Annotated in this window: 15 protein-coding genes; 7 read left to right on the forward strand and 8 right to left on the reverse strand. The window is 69.9% G+C overall.

The features are described from left to right. Window positions 1-5: 5 nt before the first annotated feature. From ACESMR_RS13750 to add, 4 genes are all read right to left on the reverse strand, one after another. Window positions 6-2,177 (reverse strand): glycoside hydrolase, encoded by a 2,172-nt coding sequence (locus ACESMR_RS13750; protein ID WP_373047666.1) that lies wholly within the window; start codon window positions 2,175-2,177, stop codon window positions 6-8. Window positions 2,178-2,251: 74 nt separating this feature from the next. Further along, complete coding sequence (locus tag ACESMR_RS13755; protein WP_373047667.1) at window positions 2,252-2,512, reverse strand: hypothetical protein; 261 nt, start codon at window positions 2,510-2,512, stop codon at window positions 2,252-2,254. A 109-nt stretch (window positions 2,513-2,621) separates the two neighbouring features. Next, complete coding sequence (gene glgC / locus ACESMR_RS13760; RefSeq protein ID WP_373047668.1) at window positions 2,622-3,860, reverse strand: glucose-1-phosphate adenylyltransferase; 1,239 nt, start codon at window positions 3,858-3,860, stop codon at window positions 2,622-2,624. Between the two features lie 167 nt (window positions 3,861-4,027). Continuing rightward, on the reverse strand, window positions 4,028-5,182 hold the full coding sequence (gene add / locus ACESMR_RS13765) for an adenosine deaminase (protein ID WP_373047669.1): 1,155 nt from the start codon (window positions 5,180-5,182) through the stop codon (window positions 4,028-4,030). Window positions 5,183-5,331: 149 nt separating this feature from the next. On the opposite strand from add, the gene ACESMR_RS13770 reads away from it, so the two are divergent. The 3 genes from ACESMR_RS13770 (at window position 5,332) to ACESMR_RS13780 (ending at window position 7,041) form a co-directional block, all read left to right on the forward strand. Beyond that, window positions 5,332-5,754 (forward strand): cyclic nucleotide-binding/CBS domain-containing protein, encoded by a 423-nt coding sequence (locus tag ACESMR_RS13770; RefSeq protein ID WP_373047670.1) that lies wholly within the window; start codon window positions 5,332-5,334, stop codon window positions 5,752-5,754. 33 nt (window positions 5,755-5,787) lie between these two features. Continuing rightward, window positions 5,788-6,120: a TraR/DksA family transcriptional regulator gene (locus tag ACESMR_RS13775; protein WP_373047671.1), complete on the forward strand. Its 333-nt coding sequence runs from the start codon at window positions 5,788-5,790 to the stop codon at window positions 6,118-6,120. A 231-nt stretch (window positions 6,121-6,351) separates the two neighbouring features. Next, window positions 6,352-7,041, forward strand: a complete 690-nt coding sequence (locus ACESMR_RS13780; RefSeq protein ID WP_373047672.1) for a transposase — start codon at window positions 6,352-6,354, stop codon at window positions 7,039-7,041. A gap of 9 nt (window positions 7,042-7,050) precedes the next feature. On the opposite strand, the gene ACESMR_RS13785 is transcribed toward ACESMR_RS13780, so the two are convergent. From ACESMR_RS13785 to ACESMR_RS13800, 4 genes are all read right to left on the reverse strand, one after another. Continuing rightward, window positions 7,051-7,533, reverse strand: a complete 483-nt coding sequence (locus ACESMR_RS13785) for a DUF523 domain-containing protein (protein ID WP_373047673.1) — start codon at window positions 7,531-7,533, stop codon at window positions 7,051-7,053. Between the two features lie 97 nt (window positions 7,534-7,630). After that, complete coding sequence (locus ACESMR_RS13790; protein ID WP_373047674.1) at window positions 7,631-8,815, reverse strand: serpin family protein; 1,185 nt, start codon at window positions 8,813-8,815, stop codon at window positions 7,631-7,633. Between the two features lie 50 nt (window positions 8,816-8,865). Beyond that, window positions 8,866-11,253, reverse strand: a complete 2,388-nt coding sequence (locus tag ACESMR_RS13795; RefSeq protein ID WP_373047675.1) for a UvrD-helicase domain-containing protein — start codon at window positions 11,251-11,253, stop codon at window positions 8,866-8,868. A 148-nt stretch (window positions 11,254-11,401) separates the two neighbouring features. Next, complete coding sequence (locus ACESMR_RS13800) at window positions 11,402-11,872, reverse strand: hypothetical protein (RefSeq protein WP_373047676.1); 471 nt, start codon at window positions 11,870-11,872, stop codon at window positions 11,402-11,404. A 154-nt stretch (window positions 11,873-12,026) separates the two neighbouring features. On the opposite strand from ACESMR_RS13800, the gene ACESMR_RS13805 reads away from it, so the two are divergent. Genes ACESMR_RS13805 through ACESMR_RS13820 form a run of 4 tightly spaced genes read left to right on the forward strand, consistent with a single transcriptional unit; the run spans window position 12,027 to window position 16,483 of the window. Beyond that, entirely contained in the window at window positions 12,027-13,676 is a 1,650-nt protein-coding gene (locus ACESMR_RS13805; RefSeq protein WP_373047677.1) for a ribonuclease J, read from the forward strand. A gap of 12 nt (window positions 13,677-13,688) precedes the next feature. Then, on the forward strand, window positions 13,689-14,186 hold the full coding sequence (locus ACESMR_RS13810) for a YajQ family cyclic di-GMP-binding protein (RefSeq protein ID WP_373047678.1): 498 nt from the start codon (window positions 13,689-13,691) through the stop codon (window positions 14,184-14,186). 41 nt (window positions 14,187-14,227) lie between these two features. Then, window positions 14,228-15,643 (forward strand): 30S ribosomal protein S12 methylthiotransferase RimO, encoded by a 1,416-nt coding sequence (gene rimO, locus ACESMR_RS13815; RefSeq protein ID WP_373047679.1) that lies wholly within the window; start codon window positions 14,228-14,230, stop codon window positions 15,641-15,643. A 9-nt stretch (window positions 15,644-15,652) separates the two neighbouring features. After that, a complete protein-coding gene (locus ACESMR_RS13820) occupies window positions 15,653-16,483 on the forward strand; it encodes a 3'(2'),5'-bisphosphate nucleotidase CysQ (RefSeq protein WP_373047680.1) in 831 nt (276 codons plus the stop codon). Window positions 16,484-16,577: the final 94 nt, after the last annotated feature.

Below are 16,577 nucleotides of genomic sequence, written 5' to 3' on the forward strand. Positions count from 1 at the left end.
GCCAGCTACACCTTCCAGTGGACCCGCTCGAAATGCTCGTCGGGAACGTCGAAAGAGAGCCATCCCTGCGACGGGATCCGCTCCGCCTCGACCTCGCCGCGCATTCCTCGAACGGAGACGCCCGCGCGCTGTCCCGCGTGCAGCCCCACCGCTGCAAAGGGAATCGCGAGTTCGACGATAACACGCATCCGTCCGCCTCCAATCGCACCCCCATGGCCATGGTGTAGGCGGATGTCTTCATCCTTCAGCTCGGCCCGCAGCTCGATCACCTCGTCCTCGCGCTGCAGGCTGATGCGCAGGCCGTCGAGCCGTTCGGTGAAATCGGCGCCCTCCTCCACCGGGTCGAGCCGCAGGTAGAGGTGTTCGGCGTCGAAGCCGTAGTAGAGCGCGCCGAAGGTGCCGACGTTCTGGTGCATCGCGCCGCCGCGGGCCTGCTCCGCCCGGAAGAGGCCGGCGCCGAGCCATTCGCGCCAGCTCTCGGCTTCGCCGTCGATGGTGGGATGGATGAAGCCGGTCGGCTCCTTCGCCGGCGTGGCCTCCGCTGCGCTCGGCCGGACGCCCGCGGCGATCGGCTGCAGCACCCGCGGCGGCGGCGGCAGGCCGAGGATCCGGAAGACCGCCTGGATGTGGCCACGGAAGAGTCCGTCGAATTCCGAGGCGCTCTCGGTGACGAAATCCTCGCCGTACCACCAATACCAATCGGAAGCCTCTGCAGCGAGGAGGTGCTCCCGGGCAGCGGCGATCCGCTCGGCCTCGACCCCTTCGGTCGCAGCGGTCTCCAGCGCCTTGCGCGCCTCGCCGACCAGGGTCCAGGCGGTGACGTCCTCCTCGTGGCCGATCCAGATCCGGTAGCTCGCCTCGATCCAGGAGCCCGACCAGATCTTCTCGATCCGCCCGGGCGGCACGCCCCTGGCGACCCGGGCGCCGATGGTCGTGGTCCGCACCCCGCCCTCCTCCTTCTCGAGCCGGGAGAAGAGCTCCGTCAGGAAGAGGTGGCCCGACTGCGGGTAGTGCTCCCAGGGATTCTCGCCGTCGAGGATCACCGAGCAGAGCGGCGGCTCGCCCCCCTCCCACGGCGCACCGTGGGCGATGCGGCCGAGGTGGCCGAGGAAGTCGTTGACCGCGTCGCGGGCGGGGCTGCGCGCGTAGGTGAAGCCGAGGAGGTCGGAGAGGCCGTGATCCCGGAAGACCATGGCGATCTCGCCGTCACCTGCCCGCGCCGACCACGGGCGGTAGAGCGCGCGGCGGCGATCCGTCCCCGCTGGCAGGGAGCGGAAGAGCACCTCCTCGTCGGTGGCCACCCACTTCACGCCCTCGGTGGCGAAGACCTCGAGGGCCTCCGGCGAGACCGAACCCTCCGCGGGCCACATGCCCTCGGGACGCTTGCCGAAGACCTGCTCGAATTTCTCGAGGCCGCGGGCCACCTGCTCCCGGGCGTCGTCGGTGGCGCGCATCCGCGGCGGCATCGGGTGGTGCGGCAGCGCGATCTGCGCCGCATCGGTGTCGCAGAGCAGCGGCAGGATCGGGTGGTAGTAGGGCGTGGCGGTGAGCTCGACGCTCCCCTGCTCCTGCAGCTTCTTCCAGGTGGGGATGATCGAGCCCACGATCTGGCGCTGCGCCTCGAGGAGCGCGTGCTTCTCCTCCTCGGTGAAATCCCGGCCCTTGCGCACGAGCGCCTTCACCGTGTCGTTGCTCTCGCGGGCGGCGAAGCCCATCCACGCCAGGTTGAAGAGCACCTGGAGGTCGCGGATCTCGCCCACCGTGAACGAGCGGGCGACGCGGTCGAGGTCGACGCGCGAGAGATCGGTGCCACGCTTGTGGAGGATCTCCCAGTAGCGGGGGAGCGGGCGCACGCCCTGCTCCCAGCTCACCATGAAGAAATTCCGGAGCAGGAAGACACGCTCGGCGTCGACCAGATCGGCCGCGGAACGGGCGGTGAGGTCGAGGAAGCGATCCCGCGCCGTGCCGGCGGCGTAGTCCTCGAGCTGCGCGAGCAGGCTGGGGACGAAGTTGACGGTGCTCCGCACGCCGGGAAAGCGCTCGTGGATCGCCGCCATGTCCAGATAGGCGCGGGTGGCGTGGAGCCGCACCCACGGCAGGATGTACGCACCGCTCTCCGGATCGCGGTAGGGCGGCTGGTGCATGTGCCAGAGAAAGGCGAGTTCGATCCGAGACATAGGTCGGGCAGCCTACCTAAGCTGCGTCGGCCGGGGCCAGCGTGCATTGCCGCGGCCTCGGGGGCCACCAGCTTTCAGCGGAGGAGGCGATCGGCGTCGCGGGTGGCGGCACGGTCGGTGCGCAGCAGCCAGAGCGCCAGCGCGCCGCAGAAGCTGGCGGCGGCGAGGCGGTAGATCACCGCTTCGAAGGTGCTGGCGTCGTTGCCGCCGCCGAAGGAGAGCGGCGCTGCGCGGACGGCGTCCACCAGCGACACGACCGCCAGCACGGCAAAGAAGAAGCCGCCCAGCCGGGCGAAGGGCCGGCGCCTTTTCTTCCGCTGGAAGATGTCCTCCACAGGCGGCGCACTCTGCCAGACGGACGGGTCGTGAATCCAGCGGCCCGGCGAACAAAAACGGGCGCCCGGCAGATGCACGGGCGCCCGCTTGCCTGGCGTCGTCCGATCGCTACTGGGGCTCGATCATCATGCCCTTCGGGATCACCACGATGCCGCTCTCGGTGACGGTGAAGCGGCGCTTGTCCGCCTCCGCGTCGTAGCCGATCGTGGTGCCCGGCGGCACGTCGACCCCCTTGTCGATGATCGCCCGGCGGATGCGGCAGTTGCGGCCGACGTTGACCCGCTCGAAGACGATCGAGTCCTCGATGTGCGAGTAGGAGTTGATCCGCACCTGCGGCGAGAGCACGCAGCGGTGGACGCTGCCACCGGAGATGACGCAGCCCTCGGAGATGAGCGAGTCGGTGGCGGTGCCGACGCGGTCGTGCTCGCGGTCGGCGAAGACGAACTTCGCCGGGGGCTGGTTGTGCTGGAACGTGTAGATGGGCCAGCGGTTGTTGTAGAGGTTGAAGACCGGATCGACGTCCACCAGGTCCATGTTCGACTGGTAGTAGGTGTCGATGAGCCCCACGTCCCGCCAATAACCGCGCTCCTTCGGCCCCTGCCCCGGCACCGAGTTCTGGGCGAAGTCGTAAACGAAGACGCGGGAGTGCTGGTACATCTCCGCGATGATCGACTTGCCGAAGTCGTGGGCCGATTCGCGGCCTGCGTCGCGGACGATCTCGCGGACCAGCGAATCGGTGGTGAAGATGTAGTTGCCCATCGACGCGAGGATCTTCGTCTTGTCGTTGGGCATGGTCTTCGCGGTCTCGACGCTGGGCTTCTCCTGGAAGCCGATCATCCGGCCGCTGCGATCGACCTCGATCACGCCGAACTGCGGGGCGTCCTCCACCGGCATCGGGATCGCGGCGACGGTGCAGTCGGCGCCCATCTCCCGGTGGAATTGGAGCATCTGCCGCACGTCCATCCGGTAGACGTTGTCCGCGCCGAAGACGAAGACGAAGTCCGGCTCCTCGTCGGTGACGAGGTTGAGGTTCTGGTAGACCGCGTCGGCGGAGCCCTTGAACCACTCGGGGCCGGTCCGCATCTGCGCCGGCACCGTCTCCACGTAATTGCCGAGCTGCGAGGAGAGCCGCCAGCCCCTGGTGATGTGTGTATTGAGCGACTCGGATTTGTACTGCGTCAGGACCTTCATCTTGAGAAAGCCCGAGTTCGCGAAATTCGAGAGGACGAAATCGATGATGCGGTAGCGGCCGCCGAACGGCACGGCGGGCTTGGCCCGGTCCCTGGTGAGTGGATCGAGGCGGCGCCCTTCGCCACCGGCCAGGATCAAGGCAAGCGTTCTCGACATGGCGGTGAAGCCCTCCCTGGGAGCCCCGGTCTCCCCGGGGCCCACGGCTGCGCGGAACAGCGTTTTCCGGCGGATCTAGCTGCGCCCTTCCGGGTGGGCAAGGAGGGGATCCCGGTACCTTTCCCGCAGCGAACAGTCCGGCAGCGGTGCCGCCGGAGCGCGCGGGCTCATTCCGCCCGCGCTTCGGCCAGGACGCGCTCGATCGTCGCCGTCACGTGGCGGAGGAGATCCTGCTTTTCGCGGTAGGGGAGGAAGGCGCTCTTCCAGCCGTTGATCACGCAGGTGATCAGATCGTCCAGCGAGAGGCCGCAATGCTGGTGGGCGAGGAGCAGTTCCTTCGTCACGCTGGTGTCGGTGATCAGGCGGTTGTCGGTGTTCACCGTCACCCGCAACCCGTAGTCCAGGTAGAATTTGATCGGGTGGCTCTCGAGGCTCGGCACCGCGCCGGTCTGGACGTTGGAGGAGGGGCAGCACTCCAGCGGGATGCGGTGGTCGTTGACGTAGTTGAGGAGGTCGCCGTCCTCGCGCAGGCGCACGCCGTGGCCAATCCGGTGGGCGCCGCAGGTGTGGAGCGCCTGGGAGATCGACGCAGGTCCGTAGGCCTCGCCCGCGTGGCAGGTGCAGTTGACGTTGTTCTCGAGGACGAGACGGAAGGCGGCGAGGTGCTCCTTCGCCGGGTTGTTGTATTCCGCGCCGGCGAGGTCGAAGCCGCGCACGCCCCGGTTCTTGTAGGCGACCGCGAGCTCCGCGAGGCGCAGCGAGTGGGCCGGGTCCATGTTGCGGATGCCGCAGAGGATCACGCCGCTCTTGATCCCGGTCTCGCGCTTCGCGGCGCGCAAGCCGTCGAGCACCGCGTCGACGATGGTGGTGAGCTTCAGGCCGCCGCGCTGGTGGAGGATCGGCGAATAGCGGACCTCCACGTAATGGACGCCGTCGTTCCACTGGTCGATCGCCAGCTCGTAGGCGGCGCGGTAGAGCGCGTCCGCCGTCTGCAGCACCGAGAGGGTGACGTCGAAGGCGACGAGGTATTGCTCGAGCGAGCCGCAGAGCTCGCCCATGTGGATCGCCCGGGCGAGCGAGGCCTCGTCTGCAGCCGGGAGATCGACCGCCTGCTCCTTCGCCAGCTCGAGGATCGTGGAGAGGCGCATCGAGCCGTCGAGGTGGCAGTGGAGGTCCGTCTTCGGAAGCGCTCGGACGAGCGCTTCCGTGACTTTGACCTTCTCTTCCGCGCCCGGGCCGTCCACGCGCCCACCCCGCTTCCAACTCCGCGCAGTGGAAGGAATGCCGACCGGCGCTTCGTCGTCGAGGAGGGGATCGCTCATGCGCCGCGACCCTAATCCCGCCAGGGCGTGGCCGACAAGCACACGCTCGCCCTGCATGCGAGCAAGGCATCCGCGGTGGAGGCTGCACATGTTTCCGCAGTTCCCCCTCCCCCAACGAGGGGACGGTTCACGGAAGGAGGAGCCCGGGTATGCAGTGCAGGGACGTGATGTGGAGCAGCCCCGTCACCCTGGCCCCCGAGGATACGGCGCATGTCGCGGTGCGGAAGATCACGCAGGCCGATGTCGGTGCGCTGCCGGTGGTCGACGACGACGGGCGTTATCTGGGGATGGTCAGCGAGCGGGCGCTCGTACGGCAGGTGATGGCGGAGGGGCTCGACCCCAAGCTGACCCGCGTCGGCCTGATCATCGATCGGAGGATGCCGCAGGTCGATCCGGACGACCCGGTCTCGGTGGCCCTGAAGCGGATGGACGAGGCGCGGACGCGCTGGGTGGCGGTGGTGCAGGACCGGAAGGTGATCGGCCTCATCGGCACCCGGGACATCCGGCAGCGGGCGCGGAGCGAGGACGCGAGCGACCTGCACGTGGTGACCGACGCGGCGCTCCTGCATTGACGAGTGCTGTGCGGTGCTGCAAGCGTTCGACGCATGGACGACGAACAGGCACGTGAACGGCTCGAGGCGTTGCGCGCGGAGCTCGAGGCACAGCTCCGCGCCAACGCCGAAGGCGCGCGCCCCGTGGATCTCGATCAGCCGATCGGCCGGGTGAGCCGCGTCGACGCCCTCCAACAGCAACAGATGGCCCAGGCCGCGCGGCGGCGCGACGAGCTGCGCCTGCAGCAGGTCCGCGCCGCGCTGGGCCGCCTGCAACGTGGCGAGTACGGCGACTGCCTGCGCTGCGAGGAGCCGATCGGCGCCGAGCGGCTGCAGGTGAAGCCCGAGGCGGCATTCTGCATGGCGTGCCAGGCGGGCGCGGAGTAGCACCGCGGCCGATGACGAGGCGATCGTGCCAGCGGCGGCACCAGACAGCCGGCAGGGGCGGTACCGGCTAGCCGGCATCGCCGACACGACGCGAAGAACCCGACCGCACGCCGCCTCGAAAGCCCGGTTCGCGCCCCCGGTCCACACCCGACAGGTCTCTCACACGGGGTCTAACGTCCCTCCTACTCCCCATGCGAACATCAGCCTCATTCAAGTTCGCGGGGGCGGGCGATGGGCAATCGGCGGCAGAAGCACGAGCAGCGGGAGATGCGTTTCGAGACGGTCCGCTGGGGCGGCGCCCGCCAAGGCGCAGGCCGCAAGCCGCTGCCGAAGAGCAAGCGCCGGATCGCGCACCGGAGCCGCGAGGCGATCGGCCTGCAGCAGCCCGTGCACGTCACCTGGCGCGTACGCGACGACGTCTGGAACCTGCGCTCCCGGCGCTCGTTCCGGCCGATGCTTCGCGCGTTTGCAGCGGTCTCGGACCGCTGGGGCGTCCGGCTCACCCACTTCGTGGTGCTCGGCAACCACCTCCACGTCATCGTCGAAGCAGACGGCGCAGGCGCACTGGCGCGCGCGATGAAGGCCCTCGCCATCCGCCTCGCCAAAGGCCTCAACCGGCTGATGGGCCGCAAGGGCGCGCTCTTCACCGACCGCTACCACACCCGCGTGCTCCGCTCGCCCACCGAAGTGCTGCACGCGATCCGCTACGTGCTCGGCAACGCCAACGTGCACGCAGCACGGCAGGGCAGGCCCACCTCGCTACGCGCGGACGCCTACGCCGCCGGCTACGGCGTCAACGACGGCAGCGACGCGTCGTGGCGCGCGCTGGCGGACGACGGCCCGCCGATCGCGCCGCCGCGGAGCTGGCTCATGCGCGTGGGGTGGAAGGTCGCTGCCGCACGGACGGCGCGACCTGCCTGAGACGCCGCGCTACGCGCGCAGCGCGGCGTCCGCCTCGGCGAGCTCCGCCTCGGAGAAGACGGCGATGCCGTGCTGGCGCAGCAGCGCGGTGGTGACACCCTCGCCGGCGATGGCCTTGCCGGTGAAGGTGCCGTCGTAGATCTGCGAAGAGCCGCAGGAGGGGCTGCGCTCCTTGAGCACGGCGACCCGGATGCCATGTCGCTGCGCGATCTGCAGCGCCCGCTCGGCGCCGGCGCGGAAGGCGGCGGTGTCGTCGCCGCCCAGGTTGTTGCGCACGGCGGCCCTGCCCGCGAGCACGTCGGCGCCGACGCCGCTCCGGATCTCGGCTGGCGGCCGCGGCACGGGGAGCCCGCCGCCGATCTCGGGGCAGAACGAGACCACCCGGCCCTCCCGCTCCCACCGGGCGAGGATGTCGTCGTGCGAGCGCTTGTCGCGCCCGTCGTAGCGAACCCGCTCCCCGAGCAGGCACGCGCTCACCAGCACCTTTTCCATCCCCGCACCTCCGGCAGCGGCATAACGCTGTGCGCCGGTGCGGGCAAGGCCTACCAGCCCCCGCACGGCATCTGGCCCGGCACGGGCGGCTCCGCGTTCAGCGCCCTGGCACCGGCGCGAGCCAATCGTAGGGGACGGACGGCAGATCCGCCGTGGGATCCGGCGGCGGGTCACCCGGGTCGTGGGGCTCGGTGACCCTCCCGGCGACCAGCAACACGCCGGTGCGGTAGTCGCGCACGAGGAAGAGGAAGGGTCGATCGAAGTCCAGGTTGGCGGCGAGACGCGGGGCGCCTCGGGGGCCGTAGACGACACGCGCGTAGTCGCCGGAGAGGCTGCCGCCCTCGTCGAATTCGAAGGTGACGTCGTGGGAAGCGCCATCGACCTCGAGCCGGCTCGTCACCCGGAACCGCGGCACCTCGATGCGAATCGCGGCGGACTGCAGCTGGGAAATCCAGCGTGCGATGCGCTCGGTCGAGAGCATCGCCTCGATCGATGACAGAGGTCGCGGCTTCGGCTGTTCGGAGGGCGGGGGTGGCGGCTTGCTCGGGGTGGGGACGCCCGCTCTCCTGGCGAGTTCCTGCATCGCGGGGTCGGAACCGAGCAAGGCGTCGCGATTGCCTGGTCCGGTGTCCGGCGAGATCAGCAGCAGGGCGACGTCGCCGCAGGCATAGGGGATTTCGACCACGCGCACCCCATCGACGAGGGCGTAGCGGAAGGGCCCGAGGTAATCCCACAGCGACGTCGTCTCGACGGTGCGGTCCGGCGTCACGCGGAAGCGCAAAGTCGAGGTGCTGCGGATCGAAAAGGGGCTCGCCCATTCGGCTTTCCACGCAGCGGCCGCGACCAGCTTGCCACGCGCCGCCTGCCTGCTCTGGTGGTCCAGCACACACCGGGGGTCCCTGCTCCGCAGCAGCAGTTGCAGCGCGTCGCTCGTCCCCTGGAAGGGCTCGACGGCAGCCGGCGGTGAAGGCGCCGCGACGAGCGCTGTGGCCAGCGCAGGCCCCGATACGGCGACGTCCACACCGGCGGGCGCCGCGCGGAGGAGCTGCAGGGTCAACTTGTCCACCCGCGCCGCCAGCGCCAGCAGCTCCTCGGGTGGCGATCCATCGACGGGGGATTGCGGCCCGGTGGCGACCGGCGGGACCGGGCGTGAAGGCCGCGCGCCCACGGTCTCCACCACGGCGCGCGGCTCCGGCGTCGCCTCCGCCGGTGGCGCCGGGTCGCTGCAGCCGGCAGCCGCCAACGCCAACGACAGCCCGGTGATCGTTCGCAGCACCGCCATGGCCCCGATCCTCCCCGGGCCATGGTCCCACGGTTGGGCAGCGCCCGTCGTCACACCGGCTGCACGAAGCGCGCGACCACGCGCTTCACGCCGACGCCGGGGAAGCGGATCGAGAGCTTGTCGCCCTCGGCGCCCTCGACCATGCCGACGCCGAAGCTCGGGTGCCGCACCGGCGTCCCGATCGGATAGGCGCCGGGGCCGCCCATGCCCATCGACGGCAGGGTGGCGGCCTTCTCGATCACCTCGTTCGGCCTGCGGCGGAACATCGCCGGCTTCGGCGGCGCCACGCGCTGCTGCATCTGCGGCCGCTGGTCGAAGGAGTAGTCGATCGAGGTGTCGACGAAGCCGTCGTCGTCGCCGAGGTCGATGTCGGGGCCGGGCGCCTCGTCGTATTCGACGTAGGTGCCACCACCGCCGGCGACCTTCGCCTGGTGGCGTACCCGCTCGCCCGCTGCGCCGCCGACGCCGGCGAAGAGCTCCTTCGGGACATCGCCGAGGAAGCGCGAGGGCGGGTTGAAGCGCAGGTCGCCGTAGAGCGCGCGCGAGGTGGCGAGCGAGAGCACCAGCCGCCGCTTGGCGCGGGTGAAGCCCACGTAGCAGAGGCGCCGCTCCTCGGCGACCTCCTCGGCCCCGCCGTTCTCCCCCAGCGCCCGCGAGTGGGGGAAGACCTGCTCCTCCATGCCGGTGAGGAAGACCTCCTCGAACTCGAGGCCCTTCGCAGCGTGGAGGGTCATCAGGGAGGCGCGCGCGCCCTGCGCCTTCTCGTCCCCCTCGCCGATCAGGGCGATCTGCTCGAGGAAGGCGGCGACGGGCAGCGGCGGCTCCTCCTCGGGGGCAGCCGGGTCGACCTCGGGCTCCCAGGATTCGTCCCACTCCTTCGCCGCGCCCACGAGCTCGCGGACGTTGTCGAGGCGGTCCGCCGCCTCGTCGGAGCCGTCGGCGAGGAAGGCCTCCTCCATGCCGCTCTTCTTCAGGGCAGCCTCGGCGACGGCGCCGGCGCCGTCGGTGAGCGCCACCTGGATCAGCTCGCCGACGAGCTGGGCGAAGCGGCGCACCTTGGTCTGCGCGCCGCTGTTCAGGCCGGGGATCTGATCGGCCTGCGCACAGGCCTCGACCACCGAGACGCCCCACTCCTGCGCCGCCGCCTCGATCCGGCCCACGGTGGTGTCGCCGATCCCGCGGGCAGGCTTGTTGATCACCCGGAGCGCGTCCTGGTCGGAGCGCGGGTTGATCGAGAGCCGCAGGTAGGAGGCGAGGTCCTTCACCTCGGCCCGGTCGTAGAAGGAGCGGCCCCGCACGATGTGGTAGGGGATCCGGCCCAGGCGGAAGGCCTCTTCGAGCACTCGCGACTGGGCGTTGGTGCGGTAGAAGACCGCCACCTCGTCGGGATCGACGCCGTCCCGGATGGCGATGCGGACCTGGTCGGCGACGAGCTGCGCCTCGTGGCGCTCATCGCGCGCCACGATCAGCTCGAGGAGCTGGCCCCCCTCCTGCTCGGTCCAGAGCTTCTTCTCCATGCGCTGGCGGTTGCGGGAGATCACCGCGTGGGCCGCATCGAGGACGAGCTGGGTGGAGCGGTAGTTCCGCTCGAGCTTGACGATCTGCGCGCCGGGAAACTCCTGCTCGAATTGGAGCAGGTTGGTCACGTCGGCGCCGCGCCAGCGGTAGATCGCCTGGTCGTCGTCGCCCACCACGCAGAGGCCCCGCCCGTCGCCGGCGAGCATCTTGAGCAGCCGGAACTGGACGCCGTTGGTGTCCTGGAACTCGTCGACCAGCACGTGGCGGAAGCGGCGGCGGTATTTGTCGAGGGTGTCGGGCGATTTGTCGAAGAGCTCCACCAGCCGGTGGAGCAGATCGCCGAAGTCCACCGCGTTGGCCAGCGCGAGCGCCTTCTGGTAGCGCCGGTAGAGCTCGGGGAAGAGCCGCCCCGCCTCGTCGTAGGCGGGGAACTTCGCGCAATCGTCCGGCGAGCGGCCGTGGTTCTTGGCGTCGTCGATCCGGTGGAGGATCTTCCGCGGCTCGATCTGCTTGGCGTCGATCCGCATCGCCTTCATCACCCGCTTCATCTCCGCGAGCGAATCGCCTTCGTCGTAGATGACGAAGTTCTTCGAGAGGCCGATCGCCTCGCCGTCGCGCCGCAGGATCCGCGCGCCGGTGGAGTGGAAGGTGGAGACCCAGACGTCGGCCCCCTCCGGCCCGAGGAGCTTCTCGAGGCGCTCCTTCATCTCCCCGGCGGCCTTGTTGGTGAAGGTCACAGCGAGGATCTGCCAGGGCGCCACGTCGTGGGCGGCGATGAGGTTGGCGATCCGGTAGGTGATCACCCGGGTCTTGCCCGAGCCCGCGCCTGCGAGGACGAGGAGGGGCGAGCCGACGTGGGTGGCTGCTGCGAGCTGCTCCGGGTTGAGGAGCGAGGGGAGCTGCGAGGGATCGAAAGTCATTTCGGCGGGCAACCTAACGGACGGGCGGATCGATGGGCAAACGATGTCGTCGGTGGTCGGGAAGGAACCACCGATGCCGGGGCTCCATTCGGCCCCGCCACCATCGCATGCCCCTCCGACATCGGGCCCGAACCCTCCCGCCGGACTGCTAGCGCGCGCCCTCGAGGCGCCCCAGCGCGACGGCCCCGAGGAGCAGCCCCAGGTCGCGGAGCGCGATGTCGTAGTAGCGCCGCTGGGTGAGCAGGTTGCCGATGATCCCGCCGAGCCAGCCCGCGACCACGTAGCTGCCGAGCCGCGGCTTCGCCGCCACCAGCAGCCCCGCCGCCACCTCGATCCCGCCGACGAGCCGCATGAAGCTGCGCGGGCTCATCCCCAGGCGCTCGGCCACCCGCGGGTCGAGGTAGCGCTCCCAATCCACCAGGGCGTCGAAGAATTTGTCGGTGCCAGCGACCAGCGGCGCCACGGTGAAGCCGAGGTGGAGAATCTCCCGGGCCTGCACCACCGGGTCCCGCGCCTGCCGCTTCGCCGCTTCCAAATGCGCCGGTACCCTGCCGGCACGGCGGGAAGGGCGCTCGGCCAAACGGCCGGGCGGCTGCTCGAGGTGGGTCGTCGTTTCCATCCGGGCCTCCTCCCGCGAAGCTGGGGCGGTGCGCCCGGGAGACGCAACCGGACCGCTCCCGGTCCCGCCAAGGCACCGGCCTCCCGGCGGCTTGATCGGCCCCGGGGCGGGTGGTAGGTAGCGCCCTTTTTCGGCCCCTGCGGCACGAGAACCCATGCTCCGCATCATCCCCCTCGGCGGCCTCGGCGAAGTGGGCCTCAACGCCATGGTCTTCGAGACCGACGGCGAGGCCCTCCTCGTCGACTGCGGGATCATGTTTCCCCAGGCGGAGCAGCTCGGCGTCGACGTCGTCCTCCCCGACTTCACCTACCTGCGGCAGCTCGGCGACAAGCTCAAGGGCGTGGTCCTCACCCACGGCCACGAGGACCACATCGGCGCCCTGCCCCACTTCCTCAAGGAGTGGCGGGAGCTGCCCGTCTTCGGCTCGCGCTTCACCCTGGGGCTCCTCAAGAGCCGCCTCGACGAGTTCGAGATCGCCGCCGATCTGCGCGAGTTCTCCGCAGGCGACACGGTGGAGGTGAGCGAGGCCTTCCGGGTGGAGGGCGTGCGGGTCACCCACTCGATCCCCGACGCCCTCGGCCTCGCCATCCACACGCCCGAGGGGCTCGTCGTCCACACCGGCGACTTCAAGGTGGACCACACGCCGATCGACGATCAGCCGATCGACCTGAAGCGCTTCGGGCGCCTCGGCGGCGACGGCGTGCTCGCCCTGCTCTCCGACTCGACCAACGCCGAGCGCCCCGGCTCCACCATCTCGGAGCGCAAGGTGGGCCGGGCGCTGGATAGCATCTTCGCCCGCGCGAAGGCCCGGGTGGTGGTGGCCACCTTCGCCTCCAACATCCACCGGATCCAGCAGGTCCTCGACATCTCGAAGCGCTTCGGCCGCAAGGTGGTGCTCCTCGGCCGCTCGATGCAGCAGAACGTGAAGCTCGCCACCGAGCTCGGCTTCGTCGACGTCCCCTTCAACATCCTCGTGGAGCCCGAGCGCGCGCGCTCGATGAAGCATCACGAGGTGACCATCCTCTCCACCGGCGCGCAGGGCGAGCCCCGCTCGGCGCTGGCGCGGATGGCTGCAGGCGATCCCAACGCGCCGCTCTCCATCGACGAGGGCGACCTGGTCGTCCTCTCCTCGCGCTTCATCCCGGGGAACGAGGTGGCGATCGGCAACGTGATCAATCTCCTCGCCATGCGCGGCGCCGACGTGATCTACGAGAGCGCCGAGGAGATCCACGTCTCCGGCCACGCCTGTTCCGAGGAGCAGAAGCTGATGCTCCGGCTGGTGGATCCGCAGCATTTCGTGCCGATCCACGGTGAGTACCGCCACCTCCTCCGCCACGTGAAGACCGCCCACGCGGTGGGGATGAGCGACTCGCGGTGCCACCTGATCACCGACGGCGACGTGCTCGAGTTCGCCGGCGGCGCCGCGCAGCAGGCGGGCCGCGTCCCCTCCGGCCGCGTCTACGTCGAGCGGCGCGGCGGCCCCGACGTGCCCGAGCTCACCCTGCGCGAGCGGGCGCTGATCGCGGAGACGGGCCTGGTGACCGCGGTGGTGGTGATCGACCGCGCCACCGGGGCGGTGGTGCGGGGCCCGGAGATCACCGCCCGGGGGATCAACGTCCCCGACGAGGCGCGGCTCCAGGCGGACCTGCGCCACGAGGTGCTCACCGCCCTGGAGGCAATGTCGCCTCTCCTGCGGAGCGATACCGCGACCGTGCAGGAGGAGGTGCGCCTCGCCGTGCGCCGTGCCTATAAGCGGAGCTCCGAACGCAAGCCGGTGGTGCTGCCACTGGTCATCGAATTGTAGGAGGAGAAAGCCATGCCCTCGTTCGACATCGTTTCCGAAGTCGATCTCCAGGAGGTCGACAATGCCGTCAACCAGACCCGCAAGGAACTGGGCGGCCGCTTCGACTTCCGCGGCGTGCCCGTCGAGGTGAAGCTCTCCGACGACAAGAAGAGCCTGCAGATGAAGTCCGACGGGGAGGAGCGCCTCGACGCGGTCTGGGACGTGCTCCTCGGCAAGCTGCTCAAGCGCGGGATGACCGCGAACTCCCTCGAGCGGCAGAAGAAGGAGCCGGTCGGCGGCAAGCAGTACAAGCAGGACGTCAAGCTCCAGCAGGGCATCCCGACGGAGAAGGCCAAGGAGATCGTCAAGCTCCTCAAGGACTCGAAGATCAAGGTCCAGCCTTCGATCCAGGGCGAGACGGTCCGCGTCACCGGCAAAGACAAGGATGACCTGCAGTCCGCCATCCGTTTGGTTCGCGAAAACGCGGAGTCGATGAAGATCGACCTCCAGTTCACCAATTTCCGGGACTGACTCACCGCTGTCCGCTCGCAGGGCGGCCGAGGCACCAAGCTTTGACCCAGAAGAACGTCCACATCGTGACCCTCGGCTGCCCGAAGAATCGGGTGGACTCGGAAATCATGCTCGGCGGCCTCGTCGAGGGCGGCTGGCAGCTCACCGAGCAGGCGGAGGACGCCGACGTCCTCGTCGTCAACACCTGCGCCTTCATCGAGGCCTCGAAGCAGGAGTCGGTCGAGGCGATCCTCGAGGCGGCCCGCTTCAAGACCGAGGGCAAGGCGCAGAAGCTGGTGGTGACCGGCTGCCTCTCCCAGCGCTATGCGGACGAGCTCTCGCAGGAGATGCCGGAGGTCGACCACTTCCTCGGCACCTCGGCCTACGCGCAGCTGCCGAAGCTCCTCGCGGACGTGGACGGCGCGCCGCGGCAGGTGATCCCCGATCCCGACTACATCCACTCGTCGGCGACGCCGCGGATCAACTCGCTGCCCTCGTACACGGCCTACCTGAAGATCAGCGAGGGCTGCGACAACGACTGCGCCTTCTGCATCATCCCGACCTTGCGCGGCGGGCAGCGCTCCCGGCCCATCGACGACATCGTCCGCGAGGCCGAGGTGCTGGCGGGCCAGGGCGTGCGCGAGATCAACCTCGTCGCCCAGGATCTCACCGCCTACGGCCACGACCTGCCCGGCAGGCCGAAGCTCCACGAGCTCATTCGCGCGCTGGGGGAGGTGAAGGGCGTGCGCTGGGTGCGGCTCCACTACGCCTACCCCCGCAACTTCCCCGAGGCCCTGGTGGCGGCGATCCGCGACACGCCGAACGTGGTGAAGTACCTCGACATGCCGGTGCAGCACGCGTCCGACCGGCTGCTCCGCAGCATGCGGCGCGGGCGCAACGCCGACTTCCTGCGCGGGCTCCTCGGCGAACTTCGTGCCCAGATTCCGGACATCGTGCTGCGCACCTCGCTCATCGTCGGCCTGCCCGGTGAGACAGAGGAGGACTTCCAGCTCCTCCTCGACTTCATCCGCGAGCAGCGCTTCGACCACCTCGGGATCTTCCGCTACTCGCAGGAGGAGGGGACCCTCGCCGGCGAGATGGACGGCCAGCTCGACGAGGAGACCAAGCTCGTGCGCTGGAACCAGGCGATGGAGCTCCAGGCGGAGATCCGGGCGGAGCAGCAGCAGAACTACGTGGGCAAGGAGATCGAGGTGCTGGTGGAGGGTCCCCACGAGGAGACCGAGCACCTCCTCGTCGGCCGCCACGCGGGCCAGGCGCCGGAGATCGACGGCCAGGTGATCATCAACGACGTGCCGGAAGGCGGCGTCTCGCCGGGCGACATCGTCAAGGTGCGGATCGAGGAGGCGTACGAATACGACCTCGTCGGTGGTGTCACCGAGGTGGTGCTCAAGGCCCCGGTGGTGGCGCGGCCGACGCCCTTCGGCGCGCGGCTGCCCGTCTTCAACTCGCACCGCTGAAGGGAAACGATGACCGCGCGCCTCGCCAGGGAGATCGAGATCGCCAGCCGGCTGGCCCGGGAGGCAGGCCGGATCCTCCTCGAGGTCTACGACACCGACTTCGAGGTGATCGAGAAGGCGGCAGACGCGGGACCGGTGACCATCGCGGACAAGCGGGCGAACGATCACGTGGTGGCAGCGCTCCACGCCGCCTTCCACGGCGACGGCGTGGTGGCGGAGGAGACGAAGGACACCTCCGACGCCACCCGCTACGAGCGCTGCTGGTTCGTCGATCCCCTCGACGGCACCAAGGAGTTCATCAAGCACAACGGTGAATTCGCGGTGCACATCGGCCTGGCGATCGGCGGCGAGGCGCGGCTCGGCGTGGTCTACAGGCCCGTGGGCGACAGGCTCTACGCCGGCGTCGAGGGCGCCGGCTGCTTCCTCGAGACCGGGGGGACGCGGCGCGAGGTGCGCATCCCGCAGGCGGCGCCGGAGTCGCTGCGGCTCGTGACCTCGCGCTCCCATCGCTCGAAGAAGCTGGAGACGATCCGGGCGGAGCTCGGCATCTCCGAGGTGCTGGCGATGGGTTCGGTGGGGATCAAATGCGGCGTGCTCGTCGAGGGCGACGCGGATCTCTACGTGCACGCCAGCAAGGTGAGCTCGCGCTGGGATTCCTGCGCGCCGGAGGCGGTGGTGCGCGCAGCGGGCGGCGTCTTCACCGACATGGCGGGGGAGCGCTACCGCTACGACGGCAGCGAGCTGCGGAACCTCCGCGGAATCGTGGCCTGCAGCCCGGCGGTGCTCGAGCGGGCGCTGCCGGTGATCCAGCGGGTCGGCCGCGAGGCCGGGCTGATCTGAGCGGTCGATGCGGCAAGGCCGCCAGCCCTCTCGAGCCGGCGGCCTCGCTACCTCACGGTAGCCTCGAGCCTTGTACGTTCCCCACTCGCCCCGC

The organism is Vulgatibacter sp., assembly GCF_041687135.1.
Lineage (GTDB): Bacteria > Myxococcota > Myxococcia > Myxococcales > Vulgatibacteraceae > JAWLCN01.